General features: G+C 59.2%; 20 protein-coding genes and 1 pseudogene. 13 read left to right on the top strand and 8 right to left on the bottom strand.

The genetic code is table 11. The features are described 5' to 3' along the window. Nucleotides 1-41: 41 nt before the first annotated feature. From MRBLRC7O_RS24640 to MRBLRC7O_RS24620, 5 genes are all read left to right on the top strand, one after another. Nucleotides 42-440 (top strand): DUF1419 domain-containing protein, encoded by a 399-nt coding sequence (locus MRBLRC7O_RS24640; RefSeq protein ID WP_020811906.1) that lies wholly within the window; start codon nt 42-44, stop codon nt 438-440. A 505-nt stretch (nt 441-945) separates the two neighbouring features. Beyond that, on the top strand, nt 946-1,545 hold the full coding sequence (locus MRBLRC7O_RS24635; RefSeq protein ID WP_111835041.1) for a hypothetical protein: 600 nt from the start codon (nt 946-948) through the stop codon (nt 1,543-1,545). Between the two features lie 431 nt (nt 1,546-1,976). Next, complete coding sequence (locus MRBLRC7O_RS24630; RefSeq protein WP_112540323.1) at nt 1,977-2,909, top strand: ArdC family protein; 933 nt, start codon at nt 1,977-1,979, stop codon at nt 2,907-2,909. Between the two features lie 590 nt (nt 2,910-3,499). Next, nucleotides 3,500-3,811 (top strand): DUF736 domain-containing protein, encoded by a 312-nt coding sequence (locus MRBLRC7O_RS24625; protein WP_003517402.1) that lies wholly within the window; start codon nt 3,500-3,502, stop codon nt 3,809-3,811. A gap of 319 nt (nt 3,812-4,130) precedes the next feature. Further along, nucleotides 4,131-4,292 carry a hypothetical protein gene (locus MRBLRC7O_RS24620; protein WP_173994912.1) on the top strand — a complete coding sequence of 54 codons (162 nt, stop codon included), beginning with the start codon at nt 4,131-4,133 and terminating at the stop codon, nt 4,290-4,292. Nucleotides 4,293-4,437: 145 nt separating this feature from the next. On the opposite strand, the gene MRBLRC7O_RS24615 is transcribed toward MRBLRC7O_RS24620, so the two are convergent. The 5 genes from MRBLRC7O_RS24615 to MRBLRC7O_RS24595 all read right to left on the bottom strand — a co-directional run bounded on the left by MRBLRC7O_RS24615 (nt 4,438) and on the right by MRBLRC7O_RS24595 (nt 8,000). Next, entirely contained in the window at nt 4,438-4,716 is a 279-nt protein-coding gene (locus MRBLRC7O_RS24615; RefSeq protein ID WP_003517400.1) for an HU family DNA-binding protein, read from the bottom strand. Between the two features lie 33 nt (nt 4,717-4,749). After that, nucleotides 4,750-5,061 (bottom strand): WGR domain-containing protein, encoded by a 312-nt coding sequence (locus MRBLRC7O_RS24610; RefSeq protein WP_111797307.1) that lies wholly within the window; start codon nt 5,059-5,061, stop codon nt 4,750-4,752. Between the two features lie 512 nt (nt 5,062-5,573). After that, nucleotides 5,574-7,493, bottom strand: coding sequence for a Ti-type conjugative transfer system protein TraG (gene traG / locus MRBLRC7O_RS24605; RefSeq protein WP_112540306.1), 1,920 nt, complete (start codon nt 7,491-7,493; stop codon nt 5,574-5,576). Then, nucleotides 7,490-7,723, bottom strand: coding sequence for a conjugal transfer protein TraD (locus tag MRBLRC7O_RS24600; protein ID WP_065704100.1), 234 nt, complete (start codon nt 7,721-7,723; stop codon nt 7,490-7,492). Before MRBLRC7O_RS24600 ends, traG begins: the two co-directional genes overlap by 4 nt. After that, the gene (locus MRBLRC7O_RS24595) at nt 7,713-8,000 is read right to left on the bottom strand and encodes a TraC family protein (protein WP_111797285.1); all 288 of its coding nucleotides are present in this window, start codon (nt 7,998-8,000) and stop codon (nt 7,713-7,715) included. Before MRBLRC7O_RS24595 ends, MRBLRC7O_RS24600 begins: the two co-directional genes overlap by 11 nt. A gap of 222 nt (nt 8,001-8,222) precedes the next feature. Between MRBLRC7O_RS24595 and traA the strand changes: the two genes are divergently transcribed. The 3 genes from traA to MRBLRC7O_RS24580 all read left to right on the top strand — a co-directional run bounded on the left by traA (nt 8,223) and on the right by MRBLRC7O_RS24580 (nt 14,672). Continuing rightward, entirely contained in the window at nt 8,223-12,851 is a 4,629-nt protein-coding gene (gene traA / locus MRBLRC7O_RS24590) for a Ti-type conjugative transfer relaxase TraA (RefSeq protein ID WP_112540308.1), read from the top strand. A gap of 202 nt (nt 12,852-13,053) precedes the next feature. Next, a complete protein-coding gene (locus tag MRBLRC7O_RS24585; RefSeq protein WP_112540310.1) occupies nt 13,054-14,376 on the top strand; it encodes a type II toxin-antitoxin system HipA family toxin in 1,323 nt (440 codons plus the stop codon). Between the two features lie 17 nt (nt 14,377-14,393). Beyond that, complete coding sequence (locus MRBLRC7O_RS24580; RefSeq protein ID WP_112540312.1) at nt 14,394-14,672, top strand: helix-turn-helix transcriptional regulator; 279 nt, start codon at nt 14,394-14,396, stop codon at nt 14,670-14,672. Between the two features lie 33 nt (nt 14,673-14,705). Here MRBLRC7O_RS24580 and MRBLRC7O_RS24575 read toward each other — a convergent pair whose 3' ends face one another. Both MRBLRC7O_RS24575 and MRBLRC7O_RS24570 read right to left on the bottom strand, forming a co-directional pair. Further along, complete coding sequence (locus MRBLRC7O_RS24575; RefSeq protein ID WP_409338807.1) at nt 14,706-14,978, bottom strand: hypothetical protein; 273 nt, start codon at nt 14,976-14,978, stop codon at nt 14,706-14,708. 76 nt (nt 14,979-15,054) lie between these two features. Then, entirely contained in the window at nt 15,055-15,441 is a 387-nt protein-coding gene (locus MRBLRC7O_RS24570) for a Y4oE-related protein (RefSeq protein ID WP_112967415.1), read from the bottom strand. Nucleotides 15,442-15,983: 542 nt separating this feature from the next. Here MRBLRC7O_RS24570 and MRBLRC7O_RS24565 point away from each other — a divergent pair. The 3 genes and pseudogenes from MRBLRC7O_RS24565 (at nt 15,984) to MRBLRC7O_RS24555 (ending at nt 20,104) form a co-directional block, all read left to right on the top strand. After that, nucleotides 15,984-16,643: an ABC transporter ATP-binding protein gene (locus MRBLRC7O_RS24565; protein ID WP_112540314.1), complete on the top strand. Its 660-nt coding sequence runs from the start codon at nt 15,984-15,986 to the stop codon at nt 16,641-16,643. Next, a pseudogene (locus MRBLRC7O_RS24560) lies at nt 16,640-19,047 on the top strand (ABC transporter permease). The gene MRBLRC7O_RS24565 and the pseudogene MRBLRC7O_RS24560 overlap by 4 nt, the downstream one beginning before the upstream one ends. Beyond that, complete coding sequence (locus MRBLRC7O_RS24555) at nt 19,037-20,104, top strand: lipocalin-like domain-containing protein (protein ID WP_112540316.1); 1,068 nt, start codon at nt 19,037-19,039, stop codon at nt 20,102-20,104. Before MRBLRC7O_RS24560 ends, MRBLRC7O_RS24555 begins: the two are co-directional and overlap by 11 nt. Nucleotides 20,105-20,607: 503 nt before the next feature. Here MRBLRC7O_RS24555 and blcR read toward each other — a convergent pair. Beyond that, nucleotides 20,608-21,435: an IclR family transcriptional regulator BlcR gene (gene blcR / locus MRBLRC7O_RS24550; RefSeq protein ID WP_080865273.1), complete on the bottom strand. Its 828-nt coding sequence runs from the start codon at nt 21,433-21,435 to the stop codon at nt 20,608-20,610. A 55-nt stretch (nt 21,436-21,490) separates the two neighbouring features. On the opposite strand from blcR, the gene MRBLRC7O_RS24545 reads away from it, so the two are divergent. Together MRBLRC7O_RS24545 and MRBLRC7O_RS24540 are read left to right on the top strand one after the other, a co-directional pair. Continuing rightward, a complete protein-coding gene (locus MRBLRC7O_RS24545; RefSeq protein ID WP_112540317.1) occupies nt 21,491-22,945 on the top strand; it encodes an NAD-dependent succinate-semialdehyde dehydrogenase in 1,455 nt (484 codons plus the stop codon). Between the two features lie 20 nt (nt 22,946-22,965). Then, nucleotides 22,966-24,126: an iron-containing alcohol dehydrogenase gene (locus MRBLRC7O_RS24540; RefSeq protein WP_080865272.1), complete on the top strand. Its 1,161-nt coding sequence runs from the start codon at nt 22,966-22,968 to the stop codon at nt 24,124-24,126. The last annotated feature ends 34 nt before the right edge of the window (nt 24,127-24,160 follow it).

The raw sequence follows: 24,160 nt of genomic DNA, 5'->3' as shown, positions 1-24,160 counted from the left end.
GCAGCATTTTTTTGGGAAAACAGTAGAGTTGGCGTGCAGCCATGGGTGCCACATCAGCGCGATCATTACCGAATGAGGCTGAGCATGTATGGGAGTGGGACGACAGCGCGCTCTACAGCGGCGAATGGTTCAAGATCGCCGATGCATCCCACGACTACACGTTTGAGATACTGCCGCTGCTCTCGATCAAGGCCGGGATATTCGCTATGCGCGAATTCCCGACCGGTTTGGTCACCAGCATCCTCTTCTCTCTGTCGGTCGACGGGTGCCTCCGGCACCTCCGCGGTTATTGCGACCTGGCCGACAAGAGCTCGCCCGAACGCATGCGAAGCGCTATCATTGAACGCGAATCCAGGCCCTCCCGAGCGATGACGCACGACGAGAAGCTGGAACATATCTGGTCGAGCACTGCGGACGATTATCGCGTTTCTGCGGCATAATCCCTCCGTCGATGGACTTTCGTGAAAGCTCGCGCGACAGGAGGATGCAATCGCATCATTGCGTGCCCGTGCACATCTGCCGGGTGGCTCAGGCCAAACGGGACCACGAGCCGATAGTGACGTCGGCGGTTGTGACGACTGGGCAAGCTGCGGCTTGGACGTTGGATCGGCGCGGCCTGGCGCGGGTCTGGCGTGGTTTCCTCTCAGCTTCGGCATCCGAGGTTTGCCTCTGGCCGTTCTGTCCTTCGGTTTCGTGGTGTCTGAACCGGCGCCCGTTCGGTTCAAGGCCGCTGTCGCGCCGCGGGGCGGCCGGTCATGCCGCTCTCGACAAAGCAGGCACGCGGGCTTCGCAAGGGCTTGTCACCCCTGCTTGACCGCCTGCCTGCTTCGCTCGATCTGGCCTGCCCGGGCCATGATCCGCCCGGATTGCGCCTGTTCCTTTCGACCGCACCGAAGGACAGAACGGCCAGGGGGCCGACACTTCGGCGAAGCAATGGAGACCACCATGGCAAAGTCAGCAACCCAATTCCGTCAATCAATCCGCCAATCCGCCCGCGTCGTGCCGCTGCGCAGAGGCGCCACCCTCGAAATGGTCCGCCTTTCATGCCCCGATGAAACACAGGCGCTTCGGATCGCCGAAAGCTTCGGGACCGCCATTGTCGACGGCGACGGCATCCGTGACATGCACGAGCGCCTGATCGTCGAAACCGCCACCGCACTTTCCGATGGCCTTGGCGACCGGGCGATGCAGATCCATCTGCAGCGCATCGTCGGGGCCTATGTCGGATCGGCCCATGGCGCCGGCCAGTTCTACTCCCGCGCCGTCACCGAGGCGCGGGACGCCACCGCCAAGAGCGCTGCGGATGCCCGCGACGAGGATCTCGACGGTCCGGTCGGCTATGAGAGCGTCGCCCAGCGCAAGCGCGAATTCGCAGCCGACATGGGCATCCAGGCACATGCGCTCAGAATGGCGGCCGTCGGCGCTGTCGCAGCCTATGAGCAGGTGGTCGGCGAAACATGGAAGCCCTTCGACCGGCCGGTCGAAAATCCCGGCCAGACGCTCGACCGCAAGGCAGCAGCAATCCAGCTGTCAGCCTTCGAATAACATCCATCACGGCGGGGCTCCTGCCCCGCCTTTGTTCACGTAGACGAAGGTGCCCTGTTCTCGTCAGCTCGAAGTCACGAGGGCCTGTGCCGGCCACCGCCTCGGATCAACGACGGGACGCGACTTCAATGCGTCGACAGAAGGTCCCAACCTCAACCGCGCCGTTGCTAAGATTCCGTCGGCTGCCGTGCGGCAGAAAGTGGTCTTGCTGGCGAAGCCCCTGCATTGGCTGCGGATGAAGATCGGTAATCTGTCCATTGCTACCCCGTCCCGCCTTCGGTCTGCCGGGCCGAGGGTCTCGCGCAAGGGCTTCGCCCTCCTTCACGTTGTTACGGCGCGTTCCGCGTGCGCTCATCCCTGATCTCCCCGGCTTTTGACCGACGTGACGGGGTCGCGATGGTCGCGACCTCCGAAAACGGAGGTTGAAGGATATGAAAAGAAAAGGGCAGGGCGAGCGCGCCGATCTCTATGCGCGGATCACCGACATGATCGTTGCGGATCTGGAAAAAGGCGTCCGTCCGTGGATGAAGCCCTGGTCGGCCGCAAATACGACCGGACGGATCACCCGGCCGCTGCGCCACAACGGCGAAGCCTATAGCGGTCTCAACGTGCTGCTGTTGTGGTCGGAGAGCACAGCGAGGGGCTATGTCTCGCCGACATGGATGACGTTCAAACAGGCCTTGCAGCTGGATGGAGCTGTTCGCAAGGGCGAGACCGGAACGACGGTCATCTATGCAAGCCGCTTCACCAAGTCGGAGACCGACAGTAATGGCGGCGAGGTGGAGCGCGATATTCCGTTCCTTAAATCGTACACGGTGTTCAACGTAGCGCAGATCGACGGCCTGCCTGACCACTATCATGGCGTACCCGAACCGCTCCTGAGCCCGATCGAGCGCATCGGTCACGCCGACGAGTTCTTCCGCAATACCGGCGCAGTCATTCGGCACGGCGGCAACCAGGCATACTATTCTCCGGCCATGGACTATATCCAGATGCCACCGTTCGAAGCCTTCCGCGATGCCGCCGGGTATGCGGCAGTCCTCAGCCATGAGGCGACCCACTGGACGGCGGCAGAACATCGCGTGGGACGTGACCTGTCGCGCTATGCCAAGGACCGGACGGAGCGGGCGCGGGAAGAACTCATTGCCGAACTTGGCAGTTGCTTCCTCTGCGCTGACCTCGGTATCGCGCCGGAACTTGAGCCGCGGCCGGATCACGCGTCCTATCTGCAGTCATGGATCTCGGTGCTGGCCAACGACAAACGGGCAATTTTCCAGGCGGCCGCGCATGCGCAGCGGGCGGTCAATTATCTCCACGGTCTTCAGCCAAGGGCGGATGCCTGCGCGACGAGGGAGGCAGTGTAATAGCGCCCCTCTCTTTTTAGAGCGTCCTTTGGTACTGCTCCCAAAATCTGAATCCGGGCAGCGCGGATTGACCGTTCGGGAGGAAAGCGAAGGCGATCTTGTTCCGTGCGGGCGCGAGCCAGTTTTGCTGCGACTGGCCCTTATGCGTCCTGCATCAGCAACAGGTCATTCTTGCGGATACGAGCAAGCATGGGCGACATGTGCCAGATTGAAAACCGGAGCCGCCATCGAGAAGGAAAGTTCGGCGACGCTCACCGGACTTGTCGCATTGGCCCGGCAATGCCCAAACGGTCGATGTGGCCATTGCTGCCATCCATTCGGGCATAGGAAGTGGGCGCGGCCAACGCGGCCTCGATTTGACATGTCCGATCGAAGATCGGCTGCGCCTCGATCGTTCTCCCGCAACGGCATCGCCCCCTTTCTTCCCCTGCGACCTGCGTTCGCATTCCTCGCGGTCCAAGAAAGCCGTCTCCCGCCGCCCTCCATTGCATTCCGGTCCCTTAAGGATGCGGTCCGATCGTCCCCGATCAAATCGACAGTCATCGAGGACGCGATGGTCGCGGCCCGATCAAACCGAAAGGATCACGACAATGGCAATCATCGGCGAATTCACCACCAACGGCAACACCATCCTCGGCCACGTACGCACTCTGACGGTCTCCATGAAGGCCCGTCTGAACCCGATCGAACGCACATCCCGCGACGCTCCCGACTTCCGGATCATGTCCGGAGCGGCCGAAGTCGGCGCCGCCTGGAGCCAGGTTTCCGGCGACGGAGAGCCCTACATCTCGGTCAAGCTCGACGATCCGAGCTTCCCGGCCCCGATCAATGCGGCACTTTGGCCGACCGAGAGGGAAGGCGACTATACGTTGGTCTGGAACCGCCCGAAGCGCGACGCCTGATCAAAGACGAAGCCCTGCCGGAAACGGCGGGGCTTTTCCCTTGTTCAAACCAAGAAGGAACCGGGCATCTAGCCCGCTTCTTCTACTGGTCGCGATACGGAGAGGCGGGGTCTGCTCAGAGTGACCAATCGTGCCGCGAGCAAATGCCGGCCTCAAGGACTTCGCGTGGCCCCCCGATTTTGCTTCCGCTCCGGTTCCCTGCGCTTCAACAAAACCGGCACCCCACTCGCCGCCTCTGGCGGTCGCCGACGCGATTCTTGACCCCGTCATTTCCTCACGCCCGGCGGCGTCATCTTTCTCAAACGTCAAGGAGATGACGATGCTACTGGAACAACATATCGAAGAACTGCGCGCCGAGATGAACCATTGCCACCCAGACGAGCGTCGCCAGATTGCCGCGGAGCTGGAACTGGCTCTGGCCGAACTGGCCGTTATCATGGCCGAGCAGGACGGTTCCGTTGACGTCGTGCCGCCCTTCTGAGGGTGGCATACACCCGCAATGCTGCCACCACCGTCCGATTGCCATCGAGATCAGCTTTAAGCGTCAAGGCAAGCAGCGCCGATGACGCTGCGCCGTCTGCCTTTGGCGGCTCCCCCCCTGATGACCCCGCTTACCGCGGTGCGGCTTACTTGTTCAGCACATCTTTCAGTGCTTTGGCAGGCTGAAACGTAAGCTTCTTCGCAGCGGCAACCTTGATGGTGGCGCCGGTTGCCGGATTGCGAGCCTCACGCTCCGGGGTATCCTTGATCTTGAACTTGCCGAATCCCGGGATAGATGTTTCCGCTCCAGACGTGGCTGCCGTCGTGATCGACGCGAAGACGGTTTCGACGATCGATTTCGCCTGGGCTTTGGTCAGGTTCTGTTCGGATGCGATCTTTTCGGCGATTTCATTGGTTGTGGTCATGACGGTTTCCTCGTTAAAGACGGGAAAACCCTTTCAGGCGATCGTTACGTTGTCATGCGGCGATGTGCTTAGAGTGGCGCTCCTGCCGGGGTTTCCACAGTTTCTTGCCGGTTGATAGCCCCTTTTGCGCTTCTGCAGTACCAGTTCGAGAAAGCGCGATATCGCATCATTCTCATTGCCGAACACCTCGGTCATCTCCCCGCCAGCCTTGCCGATCCGTCCCCAGCTTCGCACGACGGCTATTTCGCCAAAAAGGGTTGGCCGGATCGCAAGCGCGTAATATCGGGCCATGTTCCTGTTGGCGTCGATCCTCTGGCAATAAAGCTGGTAGTGGTGTGTTCCCATCCCCGCATGATCGGCGATGCTCGCGATCTGGTCCAACGAGACTTATGAATCGAAAGGTCGCTTCCGATTCATTTCTGTGATGGATGCCTGTTGCGGTTTCGGCAGTGTCCGATCATCCTGACGCTCAAGCTTCCCGGTCTGAACGGTACGTCCGGGCGCGATCGTCGAGGTGAGCACAGCCGGTAAATCAGATGGCGAGCTGTCTTCGCTTCCAATCGTCAGTAGGTCCATGTTCAGGCATCGCATGTTTTCGAAAAAGGAGGATCAAATGGCATCCATTGCGGCGACCGCGACGACTACGATACAGGAGCATCTGTCATCTACGCTGGAGAGGCACTAGGACGGGTTGAGCTAGCACATCGTCAATTCTTCGGTGTCCATGCTCATCCTTCAACGAGACACAACGACCTGATCGAAGCGCTAGAAGGCGATAGACGCGGCACTGGCGCTGATGAAGGCAACGAAATGGCCAATAGAAGCCGAATACGGTCCGCAAGAAAACGCCTGGGCCGTCAAGGTCCCAGCTTGGCAAACCTGTTGGGCCTGGCGTGCATATCCATGTCCTTCCGCCTGAAATAGATCGCCCGCCCGCAGCGGATCGGACTATGGCCCTGGACGATAATGATCTGCTCGTCCTTGCGCATCGATTGGGTGATTTCGTGCGGCATTATCAACGGGCGGCGCTGGAAATTGATGTTTTCTGATTTGAGCGATGCGCTGTTTTTCGCACCCCAGCCGAGATTGCGAGAACTGCCTTTGACTTCGACAGTCATTTCTCCACATTGGGCTGAGACGTTGCGGGCGGTATCCAGTGCCTTGATTGCTGCGTAGCTCGCGAAAGCGCAGCCGTCGATCCATGAGACCGCGCCGTCCTTTCCGAAGTGCCGTTCCAGTTGCCCGACGGACTGGTACATCAGCATCATGCTGACGCCATACTTGCGACCGCGATCGCGAGCCTCTTCAAGCACGCGCATGTAGCCAAGCAGATCGACTTCGTCCAAAATGAACAACGCTCGCCTCGTGAACGCACCATCCGCTTCGACCATCGCGTTGATCAGCGAGCCGATGATCACCCGACCGATACCGGGATAGGACCGCAGGATCGATGCGGGGATATTGATAAACACGTCTTTCTTTCCGCCAGCGATCTCGCTCGATTTGAACGTGTTGCCGCAAACCAGTGCCGCGTAATTATCGAGCGACAGCCATTGCGTATCTTTCGATGCCGTCGAATAGACGCCTGAGAACGTTTGCTCGGTCATGTTAACAAAAACGCCGAGCGTTTCGCGAATGAAGGCGGACGTGGAGTGTTCCTGTACGTCGCGCAGCATGGCGAGCACGGACGTTTCCGGCTCGGAGACGATCTGGCGCAGGCTGCGCAGGTTTCGCCGTCCTGCATATTCCGGTGACAGCATCACATGCGCTAGAAGACCAGTCAGCAGATTGTGCGCCTGCGATTGGAAGTAAGAGCCAGTCGACGATTCGAAGCGCAAGCTTTCCGAGAGTAACATGTGCGCAATGCCGACAATGTCCTCTTCCTTTTTTAGCGAGTGCTCGATTCCGTCGAGCACGTTAAATCCCATGACCGGATTTGCCGGATCGAGCACAACAACCTCTCGGTTGAGTTTATCTCTTCGGTGGTCAACGACCATCGGGGCCACCTCGGTGGACGGATCCAGGCAAATGAGGGGACCCGTATATCTGAGCGCCGTCGGCACGACGTTGCTGGTGGTTTTGAAGCCACCGGAGCCCGCGAAGAAAAGCATGTGAGTCGAATCGAAATCCTGGGCGTAGGTCAGCAGCGGGGCTTTGCCACCACGTCCCCAGGTGGCCGGATCGTTCGGATCGAACGGCAACTCATGGACGAGTTCCTTGTCGACCCTGTAGCGCTCGCCGATGACGATTTCGCCATCATCGGGAAACAGCCGTGCCGCCGCCGACATCGGCAGCCAGTCTGCATCTCCGAATGTTCCGCGCCTGGCGCGCGTCACCTGTTCGGGCACGACGCTGGAGATGCGCGCCGCGACCGCGGCCGCCATGAATCCCATCGCTGCGCCAACGACCGCAATCATGTCGACGAATGATAGCGCCTGATCCCAGGTCAGCACACCGCTCTCTACGAGCGGCTGAAGCCGCCCGAACTCGCGCATCCCGTAAAAGCCGGCCATCAGGAAAAAGCAGAGAAAGCTTGCCAATGCCACGGGCCTTCGCCGATGGAGGGGCAGCGCCCAGACCGCCAGCAATCCAGCCAGAGGCCCGAACAAAAGGACCGGTAACGGTGACGCCCGCAGGAACCAGTATTGCGGCTTGCCGGTGATGCCGGTCGCCAATTCAGGCCAGCGCCAGTGGGCGGCGTAAAAGGTAAAACCGGTGACGACGATGGGAACGATGATAAGCAACAGGCTTGGATGAGGTTTGGCCTTTCCCTTCATTCCGACGCCTTCGCAAAGCGTTCTAAACTGCCGCTGGATGCCGCGGCCCTGAAGGCGAGCTCCCCGATATCGCGAATACGCCGATGTTCAGGTGTCCCCGGCACGACCCGCTTCATTTCGAGAAGCCCGCCAAGCAGGAAAGCCCGATCGGCGTTCGACAGGCCCGCGCGAACGACAATGTCGCCGAGCAAGAACTTTTCTCTCGCTCCCTTCTTTCGGTCAGCTGTCATGTGGAGCCTCCGTTTCCGAACCAGTCGCTCCATTTGCCTTTCCACGCGGCGAAGCAGGTGAGCCAGCGGCCTGCTTCTTCTCGCCGTTGCGAAATCGTGCTGCGATCTCGTCGAAGATGCGATCCACCTCCTCGTCAGCGATCTCCATCTCTGCCAATCCCGACTTCGTTGCCGCACGCGCGAAACGATCAGCTGATTTTACTATTAAAGTTTTTCTTCGTTCGCGAAGCTTCTCGATTTGAGCATCAATATCCATGAGCGCAGGCTTGGCGGCCATAGGCAAGTCCTTTCAACGTCTTTGGAAATTTTCGTCCCGTCATTTAACTGACTAGAAAATCGTAGTCAAAAGCGCTACCGTACACAAGCCCACAAACGTCGATATTGGAAATCCCAGCAGGGCCGTCTCCTGGAAAAGCAGCATCGGTCTTGTCAGGCCGATTGATTTGAGGGCGCAATATACGTCGCTGACGCGACGTGCCTGGAAGGACTGGAGACGTCAGTGGCGATCATGTTCGTCAGAGCGCAGGTGATCAGCAGGGGAGCGGGACGCAGTATCGTTTCGGCCGCCGCCTATCGTCATCGGGCGCGGATGATGGACGAACAGGCCGGAACCTCCTTCAGTTACCGTGGCGGCGGCGCCGAACTGAAACACGAGGAGTTGGCGCTGCCGGACCAGGTACCGGCCTGGCTGCGCGCGGCCATCGATGGGAAGAGCGTCGTTGCGGCCAGCGAGGCTCTTTGGAATGCAGTGGACGCATTCGAAACTCGTGCCGACGCGCAGCTTGCCCGCGAGTTGATCATCGCGCTTCCGGAAGAGTTGACGCGATCAGAGAACATCGCCCTTGTGCGCGAGTTCGTCCGGGACAACCTGACGTCCAAGGGCATGATCGCCGACTGGGTTTATCATGACAGGCAAGGCAATCCACACATCCACCTGATGACCGCGCTTCGACCTCTGACGGAACAGGGTTTCGGGCCGAAGAAAGTGCCGGTGCTTGGCGCCGACGGCGAGCCGTTGCGGGTCGTCACGCCGGACCGACCGAAGGGCAAGATCGTCTACAGGCTCTGGGCCGGCGACAAGGAAACCATGAAGGCATGGAAGATCGCCTGGGCGGATACGGCCAATCGGCATCTGGCGCTTGCCGGCCATGAGATCCGCCTCGACGGGCGTTCCTATGCCGAACAGGGGCTCGACGGGATTGCCCAGAAACATCTCGGGCCGGAAAAGGCAGCGCTCGCCCGCAAGGGTGTCGCGATGTATTTCGCGCCGGCCGATCTCGCGCGCCGGCAGGAGATGGCCGACCGGTTGCTGGCCGATCCGCATCTACTCCTGCAACAACTCGGCAACGAGCGCTCCACCTTCGATGAACGGGACATCGCCAAGGCTCTGCACCGCTATGTCGACGATCCCGCTGATTTCGCCAACATACGCTCCAAGCTGATGGCCTCTAATGATCTCGTACTGTTGAAGCCGCAACAGGCGAACCTGCAGACCGGCAAGGTGGCCGAACCTGCGGTCTTCACCACACGCGATATCCTGCGCACCGAATACGACATGGCGCAGTCGGCGGAAGTTCTGGCCCGGCGCAAGGGCTTCGGCGTCGCCAACGCGAAAATTGCGGCGGCTGTCAGAACCATAGAAACCGGCAATCCGGAAAATCCGTTCACGCTTGATCGCGAACAGGTGGAGGCTGTCCATCATGTCGCCGGCGACACTGGCATCGCCGCTGTGGTCGGGCATGCCGGTGCGGGAAAATCGACGCTGCTTGCCGCGGCGCGCGTCGCCTGGGAGAGCGACAACTACCGCGTCTTCGGGGCGGCGCTTGCTGGCAAGGCGGCCGAAGGGCTTGAGGATAGTTCCGGCATCAGATCGCGCACGCTCGCCTCATGGGAAATGGCTTGGGAGACAGGACGCGATCTCCTCGACCGGCGGGACATCTTTGTCATCGATGAAGCCGGCATGGTCTCGTCGCAGCAGATGGCGCGTGTGCTCAAGCGCGCCGAGGAGGCTGGAGCCAAGGTGGTTCTGGTCGGCGATGCAATGCAGCTTCAGCCGATCCAGGCCGGCGCAGCCTTTCGGGCGATTTCCGAACGGATCGGTTCTGCCGAACTTGCAGGTGTGCGGCGCCAGCGTGAAGAGTGGGCGCGAGAGGCCTCCCGTCTTTTCGCCCGCGGCAAGGTTGAGGAGGGGCTGGATGCTTATGCGCAGCGGGGGCATATTGTCGAGGCGGAGAGCCGGGCTGAAGCTGTGGAGCGCATCGTTGCTGACTGGACGCGCGCTCGCCGCGATCTCATCCAGCAATATGCCGATAAAGAACAGTCGGTTCGCATGCGTGGTGACGAACTGCTCGTTCTCGCCCATACCAATGACGACGTAAGGCGGCTCAATGAAGCGCTGCGCAACGTCATGAAAGATGAAGGCGCCCTGACCGTCTCTCGTGAATTTTACACGGAGCGAGGCGTGCGGGAGTTCGCCGTCGGCGACCGGATCATCTTCCTCGAAAACGCCCGGTTCCTCGAGCCGCGCGCGCAAAGGCTTGGGCCTCAATATGTCAAGAACGGCATGCTCGGCACGGTCGTCTCCACCGGCGACACGCACGGCGGCCCACTACTATCGGTCCGTCTCGATAATGGCCGGGATGTCATCATCAGCGAAGACAGCTATCGCAATGTCGATCACGGCTATGCTGCGACCATTCACAAGTCTCAAGGTGCGACCGTCGACAGGACATTCGTGCTCGCAACCGGGCTGATGGATCAGCACCTGACATACGTGTCGATGACACGCCATCGCGACCGGGCCGATCTTTATGCCGCTCGCGAGGACTTTGAGCCGAAGCCGGGATGGGGCAAAATATCCCGGGTTGATCACGCCGCAGGCGTCACGGGCGAGCTGGTCGGAACCGGCAATGCGAAGTTCAGGCCGCAAGACGAGGATGCCGATAAAAGCCCCTACGCCGATGTGAAAACGGACGACGGAAGCGTGCATCGGCTCTGGGGCGTAAGCCTTCCGAAGGCCCTGGAGGAGGCCGGCGTCTCGGAAGGCGACACGGTGACGCTGCGCAAGGACGGTGTCGAACGGGTGACGGTGATGGTGCCCGTCATCGACGAGAAAACCGGAGAGAAGAGGTTCGAGGAACGGACGGTCGATCGAAACGTCTGGACTACCAAGCAGATCGAAACGGCAGAGGTTCGCCGGCAGCGCATCGAGGAGGAGAACGATCGGCCGGAACTGTTCAAGCAGTTGGTGGAGCGTCTTGGCCGCTCCGGCGCCAAGACGACGTCGCTCGATTTCGAGAGCGAGGCCGGCTACCGGGCGCACGCCCGCGATTTTGCCCAGCGTCGCGGTATCGATACGCTCTCTGGGGTCGCAGCCTGGATGGAGGACGGAGCGGCGCGGCAACTGGCGTGGCTGGCGCAGAAGCGCGAGCAAGTGGCGAAGCTTTGGGAGCGGGCGAGCGTGGCGCTCGGCTTCGCGATCGAAAGCGAGAAGCGTGTTTCCTATAGTGAGGAACGAGCCGAAACCCGGACGGCAAAAATTCCGACGGATCGACAATATCTCATCCCGCCGAAAACATTGTTTTCCCGTAGTGTCGGCGAGGATGCCCGCCGCGCGCAGCTTCGCTCGGATCACTGGAAGGAACGCGACGCCATTCTTCGCCCAGTCTTGCAAAAGATCTATCGCGATCCCGAAGGTGCGCTTGCAAGACTGAACGCGCTTGCCTCCGACGCGCGGATTGCGCCCCGCGAGCTTGCCGACGATCTTGAGGCCTCGCCGCAGCGTCTCGGCCGTCTGCGTGGATCGAATCTTCTTGTCGATGGCCGCGCGGCCCGCTCCGAGCGCGATGAGGCGGTGTCGGCATTGTCCGAATTGCTACCGCTGGCGCGTGCCCATGCCACAGAGTTCCGCCGCCAGGTCGAACGCTTCGGCATGCGAGAGGAGCAACGGCGCGCGCATATGTCGTTGTCGATCCCGGCGCTTTCCAAACCGGCTATGGCGCGCCTTGCCGAAATCGAAGCAGTACGCGAGCGCGGTGGCAAGGATGCCTACAAGACGGCCTTCGCCTACGCGGCGGAGGATCGCCTTTTTGTTCAAGAGGTGAGGGGGGTCAACGACGCTCTCAACGCTCGCTTCGGCTGGTCCGCCTTCACCGACAAGGCAGACACTGTTGCCCAGCGCAACATGATCGAGCGCATGCCGGACGACCTTGACCTCGACCGGCGCGAAAAGCTCAATCGTCTTTTTGCCGCCATACGCCGCTTTGCCGAAGAACAGCATCTTGCCGAAAGGAAAGATCGCTCCAGGATCGTTACCGGCGCCAGCGTCGTGCCTGGGAAAGAGACGGTGCCGGTGTTGCCAATGCTTGCAGCTGTAACAGAGTTTGAAACCCCGATCGACCACGAGGCGCGGGAGAGGGCGCGAGCTGTTCCTCACTACAGTCAAAATCGCGCCGCCCTTGCGAACGCGGCAGCGCGTATCTGGCGCGATCCGGCAGGTGCTGTCGGAAAGATTGAAGTTCTGATCCTGAAGGGCTTTGCCGGTGAGCGGATCGCTGCGGCCATCAGCAATGATCCCGCTGCCTACGGCGCGTTGCGAGGCTCCGGCCGTATCATGGACAAATTGCTCGCTGTCGGCCAGGAGCGGAAGGAGGCTTTCCGTGCCGTCCCGGAGGCGGCAAGCCGTGTGCGGTTATTGGCCACCTCATTTAGGGCCGCATTTGATGCAGAGAGGGAGGCGATCACTGAGGAGCGCCAGCGCATGAGCATTGGCATCCCGGGACTGTCGCCGTCCGCCGAAGATGCACTGAGAGAACTCTCAGTGGCGATGAAGAAAAAGAACGGCAGGCTCGACGTCGCTGCGGGCTCGCTCGATCCCGCCATTAGTAAGGAGTTTGCAACCGTGAGCCGCGCCCTCGACGAGCGCTTCGGCCGCAATGCTATCCTGCGTGGAGAGCTGGATGTTATCAATCGCGTGCCGCCTGCTCAGCGCCGTGCGTTCGAGGTAATGCGGGAACAGTTGAAGGTGCTGCAGCAGGTTGTCCGCATGCACGCAAGCCAGAACATCGTAGCAGAGCGCCACCGGCGTGTACTCGACCGCGCCCGCGGCGTTATCCTCTTTAACCAATGAATGGCTAACACCTGTGCTGAGCTTGTCCCTCATGCTGTTGGCTTACGGCAATGCGTTGCGTGGCCGGAAGATGGTCAGCCGGATCAGGAGTTTTAATGACCGCTTCAGTAGCTTGCAGTTCCAAGGGCAGTTATTCAACCCACTTTGATGGGTTGAATAAATTGAAAATATGCATTAATTGAACCATTGAAAGGGTCAATTAATGCGCCTAACGCTCCAAACCCATTTTTATGGCCAGTGGCATCACGCCGCGACGCTAGAACTTAAAGATGACGCGGCCGGCTTCCAGGGCGCGTCCATCGTCGATTACGATCTCGACTATTTCGTCACAGTTGCATCTGCGGAGTTCGCGGGTGGAAAAACGGTTCGCGACCATCGCGCGTTATCTGTCCGATATCCCGTTGATCTCGAAAATCGATATAGCCGCAGCTGGCCGCCCTTCCTCTTGGATCTTATGCCCCAGGGGCATGCAAGGCGAAAGCTTGCCGAGCATCTCAGTCTTGCTGAAGGCTCGCGCGCTTCCGATCTCCCGCTGCTTCTGCGATCGGCGACGGGCGGCATAGGCAATATCCGGATCAAAGAAGCGGCGGAGGCCGAGACGGAACGGCTGCGCGGTGTTGAGCGCCAAGGGGTTACAGAAGCGGAAATCCTTGAGCGCTCGGATCGTTTCATGGAAGTCGCCGATCGCTTCGGAATGCTCGCCTCTGGCTCAAGTGGCCTGCAAGGCGAATGGCCTAAGGTCTCGATGACCCAAGCGAAGGACGGTCTCTATTATCTCGACAGCTTCGTAACTGACGATGAGGCCGTGCGCCACGTCATTGTCAAGCTGGTCCGCAGCAACGAGCCCGTGGACCGCCTTATACTCGAAGGCGAAGCTCTCTATTCGCGGATCGCTCAAGAGATCGGCCTGAATGTGCACGAACCTTCGACCTATGCCGAAAGTGTCCTGATCATTCCTCGGTTCGACCGGAAGAAAAAAGAAGGTGGCGGAACCGTTAGGCTGGGCCAAGAAAGCCTGGTATCCGCGATCGGGGTTGCTGATTTCGGTCATGTCGGCTCGCACGAGGCCTACATCGATGTTTTGCGCCAATATTCTGCCAATCCTTTCGCGGACATTGTCGAATACCTGGAGCGGGACATCGCCAATTTGGCGCTCGGCAATCCCGATAATCATGGCCGAAATTCTGCACTGAGTAAGCACCAGGACGGCACGATCCGCCTGTCTCCGCTCTTTGACTTCGCGCCAATGCGGATTGCCAAAGAGGGGATCGTTCGTTCCACCCGCTGGGCCATGATGCGGGACGGTGGTCGCGATCACCTTCCCGATTGGAAACGCATTTGCGCTGAACTGATCCCTGATCCAGATGAGCAGAATGCGCTCGCAGCTGAGCTTTCCGTGTTTGCCGAATACCTCCGGCAAACACCGGCTATGGCGAAAGATATGGGTGGGTCTCCGGAAATTCTAGAGCGTGCAATGGGACGCTGCATTGAAATCGCGGAGAGCGTTCTGGCGGCGTGCCAGTGATGCCGGAGGACAGCTAAATGGCTCGATGGAAAAAGCCAACGAAAGAGGAAATTCTTGAGAACCGGCGAACACTGGCGGAACGCGCTCGGACTGGCGACTTGAGGTTACCTGAGGCTGTTGTTGAAATCCGAAAGGGGCTTGGTTTGACGCAGGACGAATTCGCCAAGACGCTATCGCTCACCAGGCGCCAAGTTGCTGAGATCGAAGCCGGGACGGCGAACCCAACCCTCGAAACTTTAGGGAAGATTGGGCGATTGTTCGGATTTACTGTGGGGTTTATTCCGAAGGCGCAATGATGGCTGAATTTTCCCGGGGGATTGGCGTTGGTACTACGCCAAGGAAGCGACGGCGAGGATCAAAATCAATCGGCTGCTGCAGGCCGCTGGCTGGCGCTTCTTCGATGACAAGTCCTGCGACGCGGATCCAACCGCGTCGTAGATAACCTTCACGCCGAATTCTTTTTCGAAGGGCTCGATGATCCGATCCCGGATGATATCTTCGTAAGGTCCACCATAGCTGTTGACGATCAACTGCTCTGCGTCTGCAGATCTGACCAGGCCGGTTGCAGCTACAAATGTAACAAACAGGATTCCACGTTTCATCGTTCGCCCTCGTAATGGATTGATTTTTCGCAATTTGCTGGCAGACATTGGCTACGCTGCCGCGCCAAATCCAATATTAGTTTTTTATTATTGATCGTATTTCGCGAATAATTGTGTTTCCGACATGCCGGGATTTGAGCAGCACCGAGAGGCAGTCGCACCTGTTCTCCGCGGACGGAATTCCGGAGAGCTCAGAAATTCCTGGAATGTTGAAGGCTGGTGGCAACTGAAGAGAGAAGACCGGGGACGCCTTGCGAAGATCGCAAAAAAGACCAAACCAGAAACGATAATGGTCATCCTTACCGTCGCCACGTGCTTCGATGGCGCACCATGCCGCTGCTGTCGCAGCATAAACCCCATAGTGATCACGCATCACCTCAAAGGCGACAGCGGCGTGTATTCCGTCGCAGGTTTCTACACGTACGAACGGCAAGGACGGCGTTGCAAAAGATTGTTCCGACATGACGACTCTCCAATGAGAGTCCGGCCGAGTTTAGAAGTTGCTTGTGGCCGGACACTGCCTTGGCGACCTTCGCCGTCCGGATGCACACAGCCTGTCATGTTTCCACAGCATAGGACAATTTTTCAACAGGGTGAAGCCTGTATGCGCCTGTCATATGTGATCGGATGCCCGTGACTGACATGGATACTCCCAAGTTTTGAGGAAATTTTGCCTCGGCAGCCTTCAGCGCCACGCCGCTCACTTTTGCCCGGCTCAGAAATGATCGAAGGGGCTGCGACACAAACCGTCACGTTGATCATGTAGTTCGTCGGTCAATCCGGCCCCTGGAGCCGCCATGACTGTCGGAAGGCTACGGCGAGTGTTTTTTGTGTCGGGTGCCATCTCACGCTCGGAACGGGAGGGGGGAGACGCCAGAGGGGAGGGCGACTTTACAGCCAGAAACGGTGCGGTCGTTTAGGCTGCGCGTGGAATATCGGTATCTAAAGCGGTTGAGATCCGCCAGCATATCGGTCCATATAGGACGAAGCAGAGATCGAAGAGCCATGGTCCTTTCACTTTCCGGCATCAAGAAATCCTACCAGACAGCCGAAGGCATTATCCCGGTCCTGAACGGCGTCGACCTTTCACTTGAAGCCGGCGAAAGTCTTGCCCTGACGGGGGAATCCGGCAGCGGAAAGAGTACGCTTTTGCATCTGGCCGGCGGCCTTGATTTGCCCGACAGTGGCATCATCACGGTGGGGGGTCGGAAAATAACCGATCTCGACGAGGCCGGTCGAGCGAGCTTCCGACGCAGGGAGGTGGGCTTAATCTTCCAGCAGTTCAATCTCATTCCGAGCCTCGATGTCGGATCCAATATCTCGTTTCACGCCCGGCTGGCGGGCCGTTTCGACCCGGTCTGGGAAAAAAGCCTGGTCGAGGCGCTGGGGATCGGAGAGCTGCTTGCACGCTATCCCGAACAGCTCTCCGGCGGTCAGCAGCAAAGGGTGGCGATCGGACGTACGCTTGCGGCAAGACTGCCCCTCATTCTTGCCGATGAGCCGACAGGTAATCTCGACGAGGCGACGGCTGATATCGTCATCGATATTATGTTGAGACTGACAAAGTCCGCGCAGATCGCACTCCTCCTGGTGACCCATTCCAGCCGGTTGGCGGTAAAACTCGATCGGCGTATCGCGCTGAGTGGTGGAAAGGTTTCGCAATGAACTGGACCGCTTTCCGGGCGCTGCTCTCACACTGGCGCTACCGACCGCTTCAGCTTCTCACCCTCGTTGTCGGCGTCACGCTTGCAACCGGCCTTTGGTGCGCGGTCCAGGCAATCAATGCCGAAGCCAGAGCAAGTTATGACCGGGCGGCCTCGGTCCTGGCGCAAAACCAGCTGGATCAACTGGTGGCAAAGGACGGCGGCAGAATTTCCTCGCAAACATATGCCCGGCTTCGAAGGCGGGTTTGCACGTCTCTCCGATCATTGAAGGCGATTACAGGTTTGGTACGACGCGTATCAGGCTTATCGGCATTGACCCCCTGACCATGCCACCCGACGGAATGGTGCCTGCACCATCTGATCCGTCCGGGCTGGTGGAATTCATCCAGACGCCCGGACAGATGATCGTTTCGCCTGCAACGGCTGCCACATTAAATGTTACCTCTGGCCTTTCCCTTAAGGCACGAGCGGATCTCCCCGACGGCGCAGCATTTGTCGATATTTCCACGGCTGACCGCTTGTTGAAACGCAATGGTGAACTGAGCCGGCTTATCGTTTCGCCATCGCAAGACCCCGATCTTCCGACGATCGGAAACATAGCCCCTGAACTTTCACTCGAACAGGCAAGAAGCAGGCCCGATGTCGCAAGCCTCACGGACAGTTTTCATCTCAACCTGACGGCTTTTGGTTTTCTTGCCTTCGTTGTCGGTCTCTTCATCGTATATTCGGCAACGGGCCTGTCGTTCGAGCAACGGCGTGGCACGTTCAGGACCATACGGTCGCTCGGGGTGTCGCTTCGCTCCCTGACCGCGATGCTGGTTATCGAAACCGCGCTTTTTGCGCTGGTATCGGGAGCGCTGGGCGTTGTTGTCGGATACGTGGTCGCATCGGCTCTATTGCCGGGCGTGGCCGCGACCCTGCGTGGTCTTTACGGGGCCAGTGTTGCCGGTTCACTCTCGCTGCGGCCTGAATGGTGGATCGCCGGCCTTGCAATGGCGCTGGTGGGGACCGGGCTCTCCTCGCTTCAACATCTCCTCCGCGTCTGGCGGATGCCGATACTGTCCACGGCACAGGGCAGGGCGTGGGCGATGGTGTCCACGAAAAGCCTCCTCCATCAGGCGGCCGCCGGGATGGTTCTGCTTTTTGTATCCGGCGCGCTTGTGCTGCTGGGCGGCGGGCTCATTTCAGGTTTCGCAGTGCTTGCAGCGCTTCTTCTGGGCGCTGCACTCATTCTTCCAACCTTGCTGGCACTGGGCATGAGAGTGGCCGAACACATCTCCGGACAGGGACTGACCCGCTGGTTTTTCGCCGATACGCGCCAGCAGCTGCCAGGTCTTTCCCTGGCGCTGATGGCATTGCTGCTCGCTTTGTCGGCCAATATCGGGGTCGGCACCATGGTCTCAAGCTTCAGGCAAACCTTTGTGGGATGGCTCGATCAGCGCCTGGCCGCAGAGGTCTATGTGACGGCCCGTGACGAGGCTGAAGCTGCGCGTCTGCGGCAGTGGTTTCCACACCACGCAAGGGCGGTTCTACCCATCTGGAGTACGGAAGGGGAAATTTCGGGGCAGAAGGTTCGCATCTTCGGCGTCGCTGACGATGCGACATACAGAGATCATTGGCCGTTGATTTCGGGTGCGCCCGCAACATGGGACGAGATTGCGAGCGGGAAGGGTACACTGGTCAACGAACAGTTCTGGAGGTCAGGAAAGGCGTCGCCCGGCGCAGAGATAGAAATGCCAGGTGGCTGGAAAGCCCGCGTCGTCGGGGTGTTTTCCGACTATGGCAATCCGAGGGGCGAAATCATCATTGGTCTTGATGCCCTTGTCCAGCACTACCCGGACGTGGAAAAGCTGAGATACGGCCTTCGCATGCAGCCACAGGAGGTTGCGGGCTTCAGACAACGCCTCATGACTGAGTTCGGCCTGCCCGAAGCCAATATTGTCGACCAGGTCTCGCTGAAACGGCAGTCTGCTGCAATCTTCGAACAGACGTTTGCGGTCACCGGCGCGCTTAATGTGCTCACGCTCGCGGTGGCGGGTTTTGCCATGTTTTCGAGCCAGCTTACGCTCGCTTCGCTTCGATTGCCTCAGCTTGCTCCTGTCTGGGCACTTGGACTTCGTCGCCGCGACCTTGCGATGCTGGAGGTCCTGCGAACTCTTGCGCTATGGATTGTGACATTCATTGCCGCCATCCCTGTCGGGCTGGGACTGGCCTGGGTTTTGCTGGCAATCATCAATGTAGAGGCTTTCGGATGGCGACTGCCGCTGATCCTGTTTCCGCTGGACTGGCTGAGGCTGGGTCTTGTTGCCCTGCTCGCCGCCATCATTTCGGTCCTGATCCCTGTTCGACGGCTTGCTAAAACCGCGCCGGCCGATCTTCTGAGGATATTCGCCAGTGAACGCTAAAGCCGTCCTCCTGCTCCTTTGTGCTTCATGCACTTCCTTGCCCACGCCGGTCATAGGGCAAGGCTTTGCGGGCCTCGGGTCAAATGCTGAAGGCTTCAGCATTCCCACACGCGGCGTTGAACTCGTCTTTCCAAAAGACCACAAGCCGCATCCGGATTTCAGGGTCGAGTGGTGGTACGTTACTGCAAATCTGCAGACGGCCGATGGACAGCGCATGGGCGTCCAATGGACACTTTTCCGTTCTGCGCTTGAACCTGTGGAGCGCCCCGGATGGCCCGACCCTCAAATTTGGATTGGCCACGCAGCCGTGACGACTGCCAGCCGTCACCATGTTGCCGAACGGCTGGCGCGGGGAGGCGTGGGACAGGCGGGGGTCAAAGGCGGACCCTTCGACGCCTGGATTGACAATTGGCAAATGAAGGCAGGGACTGACGATGCACGGGACGACCTCGATCAGCTTGATTTGAACGCCAGTGGCGAGAGCTTCCGATATCGTCTGAAACTTCAGGCCCACGGGCCTTTGGTGCGTCAGGGGGACAAGGGCTACTCCGTTAAATCGGCAGAGGGCCAGGCAAGCTATTATTACTCCCAGCCATTCTACCGTGTTAGCGGCAGCGTCTTTCTTGATGGTGAAACCCATGAGGTAACGGGCGGGGCGTGGCTCGATCGGGAATGGTCGTCGCAACCGCTAGCCTCGAGCCAGACGGGATGGGACTGGTTTTCCCTTCACCTTGCATCCGGCGAAAAACTCATGGCCTTCCGTCTGCGTGACGACAAAAGCGGCTACATCTCCGCCAACTGGATTTCCGCCGATGGCAGGCCGTCTCCCGTCGATCCGAAAGACGTCTTGCTCAGTCCGTTGCGGACCGCGGATATCAACGGCAAGAGCATTCCGGTCGAATGGAGCGTGAAGATACCCAGCCGTGGCCTCGACATAAAAACGAAGCCCCTGAACGAGAAAGCCTGGATGGCGACGTCAACCCCCTACTGGGAGGGGCCAATAGAGTTTGATGGAAGCACGTCAGGACAAGGTTATCTGGAGATGACCGGATATTAGCCAGTTCAACTGCGTTTGCCGAGATATCGGCTGGAGCAGGGCCTGAGCTTATAGACGCCGCCTTATCCGGGCCGGCGCGACATCCCGGACAGGCTCCGAAGGAGTCGTCTTGAGTTCCTTGATCTAACGATAAGCGTCGTTTTCACTCTTGCCAGGTTTCCCCGGGTCGAGAACCTCCGGTCTGCCTTCTGGCACTGCAATTGCTGAGAAATTATTGGCAAGTTCGTGGAGACGCGCACGCAGGTTTTCGCACCGTAGCGGAGGTCCATGACCTGTGATGACAACCGATTGTTCGGCTTCGTTCCAGTTGGGCATCAGGTAAGGCGGTGGATCGTGCATCTCCGGACCGAGGTCCCTTCCCTTGGCGCTCAACACATCACGATGTATTTTTTTGTTTTCGATCCGGAGTGCGCGAGGCGCAGCCGTACTCTGCACGCGGGCTAGCTGGGGTACCGGAGCAAAGCTGGTCTCGTCGGCATCGACCATACCCCTACAGGTTACGACTAGTCTTTCTGAGATCGGTACCCAAGCTTTTCAGAAAGCGCGTTGGCAGTGATGCGAAGCTCCTCACCAAGGCTAGCGATTTTTTCGTCGCTGGCTTCGCTGCGGATCAGACTGATTGCAATGCCGGCAGATGCGGCTCCCGAGTAATCGCGTATGGCAGCCCCAATGCAAAGCATACCTTCGCGGATCTGACCATCGTCGATGGAGTAGCCGCGAGCGCGCGTCAAAGCCAGTTCCTCTTCAAGCTGCGAAAGGCCAGCAACGCTCCTTGATGTCAGAGGCTGTGGAAACTGAGAGAACAGCATCCTCAATTCACCGGGCCCCAGATCGGACAGGAGGATCTTCCCGGTGGCCGTAAATGGCGCCGGCAGACGCATACCGATCCGAAACGTGTGTCCAAGCGGCTGGGCCGAGTTGCGACAGCCGATGTAAACGACTTCGCCACCCTCGCGGACGGTGAGGGTCACCGTGTAGGGATCGAGGTCGTGGCGCTGGGCGAGATGGTCGTTGAATGTCGATACGATATCGAGGTGCGATAGAAAACCGTTCGCCCATCTGAGCGAGTGAGGTCCAATACGCAGGGTTCCATCGGCAGATCGCGCCAGAAGATCAAGCTCAGTCATCACCGCTAGCAAGCCATGCGCGCTGCTTTTGGGCAAATCCAGAAATCGTGTCAGCTCGGCTGCTGTGAGGTCCCGCGGGGAACCTGCCACAAGATCCAGAATACGCACGGCGCGTCTGAGTGCCGGTACAGTGTCTGATATTTGCGACGATTGTTGATCTTCAGCCATGCACCTTCCTTGACACACTTGGCCCCTTTGGCCCATAGTTCACTCTAATGATTCAAGTTCAATTAGTTGAACTCTAGTGCGGGAGAGGTCGATGATCAAGCTAAAAAATGCGGCGCTGTTGCGTGATGCCTGCTTGGTGAATGGTCGCTGGCTGAAAGCTGCGGATGGCAAGACGATTGCGGTGGAAAATCCCGTCAACTCGATGATCATCGGCCACGTTCCTTCATTGTCGGCAGATGAGGTTGAAGCTGCAGTCGAGTCAGCAGGCAAGGCATTTTCCGAGTGGAGCCGCCGGGCCGCGAAGGACCGCGCTGCCATATTGCGTCGATGGTTTGATCTCATGGTGGCGAACGCTGACGATCTTGGTGCGTTGATGACTGCCGAGCAGGGAAAGCCGTTTGCGGAAGCAAAGGGCGAAGCCCTTTATGCGGCATCTTTCGTGGAATGGTTCGCGGAGGAAGCCAAACGTGTTTATGGTGATACCATTCCTTCGCCGACCACGGACAAGCGCATTACCATCCTGAAGCAGCCGATCGGTGTCTGCGCCGCGATCACGCCATGGAACTTCCCGGCCGCGATGATCACCCGCAAGGCGGCCCCGGCACTTGCCGCAGGCTGCACGATGATCGTCAAACCGGCTGAACAGACGCCACTCACCGCACTTGCTCTGGGTGTTCTCGCCGAAGAAGCGGGCGTTCCCGCCGGTGTCTTCCAGGTGGTTACGGGCGCCGCACGCGATATCGGCAAGGTATTTACCGAAAGCGACACGGTGCGAAAGATCTCCTTTACCGGATCGACTGAAGTCGGTCGTCTGCTGATGGCGCAATCGGCCCCGACGATCAAGAAACTGTCGCTGGAGCTTGGTGGCAATGCGCCGTTCATCGTCTTTGATGATGCCGATCTGGATGCGGCCGTTGAAGGCGCGATCGTGTCGAAATACCGCAATGCCGGACAGACCTGCGTGTGCTCCAACCGGATCTATGTCCAGGATGGTGTTTACGACGCATTCGCGGAAAAGCTGGTCAAAAGGGTCGAAAGCCTGTCCGTCGGCGAGGGCACGGAACCTGGTGTTCTGATCGGTCCACTGATCGACCAGGATGCCGTGGCAAAGGTCGAGGATCACGTTGCTGATGCCCTTGGCAAGGGAGCAAAGATCGTCACCGGTGGAAAGCGCCATGCTCTTGGAGGCACATTTTACGAACCAACGGTTCTGACTGGTGCAACCCAGGCCATGAAGGTTGCCCGTGAGGAGACCTTTGGACCCGTCGCCCCGCTCTTTCGGTTCGGGACGGAAGACGAAGCGGTCGCCATGGCGAACGACACCGAATTTGGTCTGGCGGCCTATTTCTACACCGAGAATGTCCGCCGGACATGGCGTGTCGCAGAAGCGCTCGAATACGGCATGGTGGGCCACAATACAGGCCTCATCTCCAACGAAGTCGCACCTTTCGGTGGCGTGAAGCAGTCCGGCTTGGGCCGCGAAGGCTCGCACTACGGCATCGATGAATATCTTGAAATCAAATACCTGTGCTCGGCCATCGGCTGAGATCACGCTGGGAGGATCAGATGACCATCAACCCTTTCGAATTCCGCACCGTTCCCTCCATGCAGGTTGCCTGGGGTGGCGCCCAGCGCCTCGGAGAGATTCTTTCCGGCAGGTTTCAGGCGCGCAAGGCGCTGCTGATTACCGATGCAGGTCTCATCAAGGCCGGCCTAATCAAGCCGATTGCTGACGCACTTGCGGCCAGCGGCTTTGACGTCACGATCTTCGACAAGGTCGTTGCTGATCCGCCAGAGCACATCGTTGCCGACTGCGTCGCGTCCGCAAGGCAGATCGGAGTCGATATCGTCATCGGTCTTGGCGGGGGCTCATCGCTCGATATCGCCAAGCTCGTGGCTGTCCTTCTGGTCTCCGACCAGACGCTTGCCGACATGTACGGGATCGGCAACGTAAAGGGATCACGCCTGCCGCTCGTGCTGGTGCCGACCACGGCCGGTACAGGTTCGGAAGTCACAAACATCTCGATCATCACCACGGGCGAAACCACCAAGATGGGGGTCGTTTCCCCGCAGCTTTACGCTGATTTCGTTCTTCTGGATGCTGAACTGACGGTGGGACTGCCGCAGGTCCATACGGCTGCCACCGGTATCGATGCCATGGTGCATGCCATCGAGGCTTATACCAGCAAACACAAGAAGAACCCGCTGTCAGATGCTCTGGCGCGCGAGGCATTGCGGCTGCTCGGTGCAAACCTGATCGCCGCCTGCAGGAACGGGGCCGACCGGAAAGCCCGTGAAGGCATGCTGTTGGGTGCGACATTGGCAGGTCAGGCTTTCGCCAACTCACCGGTGGCCGCCGTCCATGCGCTCGCTTATCCGCTGGGCGGCCATTATCACGTGCCACACGGGCTTTCCAATGCCCTGATGCTGGGGCCGGTTTTACGCTTTAACGCGAAGGCTGCAGCGTCGCTTTATGCGGAGCTTGCCGACGTGCTGGGTGTTCCGGGTGAAGGGGATGCGACAACCCGTTCGGATGCGTTCGTTCAGCATATGGAAACGCTGATGAACGAGAGCGGCGCACCGCGGCGTCTGCGCGATGTCGGCGTGACGGACAACACGCTCGCCATGCTTGCGTCCGACGCAATGAAACAGAGCCGGCTGTTGGTCAATAATCCGGTCGAAGTCCGCGAAGAGGATGCGCTTGCGCTCTACCGCGAGGCGTTCTGACCCATTTCTTACAGCAATATCTTCAGTCCCAAGG

Origin of the sequence: Agrobacterium radiobacter (genome assembly GCF_040801995.1) — a bacterium.
GTDB lineage: Bacteria > Pseudomonadota > Alphaproteobacteria > Rhizobiales > Rhizobiaceae > Agrobacterium > Agrobacterium radiobacter.
Note: the sequence above shows the minus strand (reverse complement) of the source record. Positions and strands in the feature narration are given on the sequence as shown.

Excerpts from the sequence above, each read along its gene's own strand:
- MRBLRC7O_RS24640 (WP_020811906.1), top strand. The coding sequence starts at position 42 with ATGGGTGCCACATCAGCGCGATCATTACCGAATGAGGCTGAGCATGTA.
- MRBLRC7O_RS24635 (WP_111835041.1), top strand. The coding sequence starts at position 946 with ATGGCAAAGTCAGCAACCCAATTCCGTCAATCAATCCGCCAATCCGCC.
- MRBLRC7O_RS24630 (WP_112540323.1), top strand. The coding sequence starts at position 1,977 with ATGAAAAGAAAAGGGCAGGGCGAGCGCGCCGATCTCTATGCGCGGATC.
- MRBLRC7O_RS24625 (WP_003517402.1), top strand. The coding sequence starts at position 3,500 with ATGGCAATCATCGGCGAATTCACCACCAACGGCAACACCATCCTCGGC.
- MRBLRC7O_RS24620 (WP_173994912.1), top strand. The coding sequence starts at position 4,131 with ATGCTACTGGAACAACATATCGAAGAACTGCGCGCCGAGATGAACCAT.
- MRBLRC7O_RS24615 (WP_003517400.1), bottom strand. The coding sequence starts at position 4,716 with ATGACCACAACCAATGAAATCGCCGAAAAGATCGCATCCGAACAGAAC.
- MRBLRC7O_RS24610 (WP_111797307.1), bottom strand. The coding sequence starts at position 5,061 with ATGGGAACACACCACTACCAGCTTTATTGCCAGAGGATCGACGCCAAC.
- traG (WP_112540306.1), bottom strand. The coding sequence starts at position 7,493 with ATGAAGGGAAAGGCCAAACCTCATCCAAGCCTGTTGCTTATCATCGTT.
- MRBLRC7O_RS24600 (WP_065704100.1), bottom strand. The coding sequence starts at position 7,723 with ATGACAGCTGACCGAAAGAAGGGAGCGAGAGAAAAGTTCTTGCTCGGC.
- MRBLRC7O_RS24595 (WP_111797285.1), bottom strand. The coding sequence starts at position 8,000 with ATGGCCGCCAAGCCTGCGCTCATGGATATTGATGCTCAAATCGAGAAG.
- MRBLRC7O_RS24585 (WP_112540310.1), top strand. The coding sequence starts at position 13,054 with ATGCGCCTAACGCTCCAAACCCATTTTTATGGCCAGTGGCATCACGCC.
- MRBLRC7O_RS24580 (WP_112540312.1), top strand. The coding sequence starts at position 14,394 with ATGGCTCGATGGAAAAAGCCAACGAAAGAGGAAATTCTTGAGAACCGG.
- MRBLRC7O_RS24575 (WP_409338807.1), bottom strand. The coding sequence starts at position 14,978 with ATGAAACGTGGAATCCTGTTTGTTACATTTGTAGCTGCAACCGGCCTG.
- MRBLRC7O_RS24570 (WP_112967415.1), bottom strand. The coding sequence starts at position 15,441 with ATGTCGGAACAATCTTTTGCAACGCCGTCCTTGCCGTTCGTACGTGTA.
- MRBLRC7O_RS24565 (WP_112540314.1), top strand. The coding sequence starts at position 15,984 with ATGGTCCTTTCACTTTCCGGCATCAAGAAATCCTACCAGACAGCCGAA.
- blcR (WP_080865273.1), bottom strand. The coding sequence starts at position 21,435 with ATGGGCCAAAGGGGCCAAGTGTGTCAAGGAAGGTGCATGGCTGAAGAT.
- MRBLRC7O_RS24545 (WP_112540317.1), top strand. The coding sequence starts at position 21,491 with ATGATCAAGCTAAAAAATGCGGCGCTGTTGCGTGATGCCTGCTTGGTG.
- MRBLRC7O_RS24540 (WP_080865272.1), top strand. The coding sequence starts at position 22,966 with ATGACCATCAACCCTTTCGAATTCCGCACCGTTCCCTCCATGCAGGTT.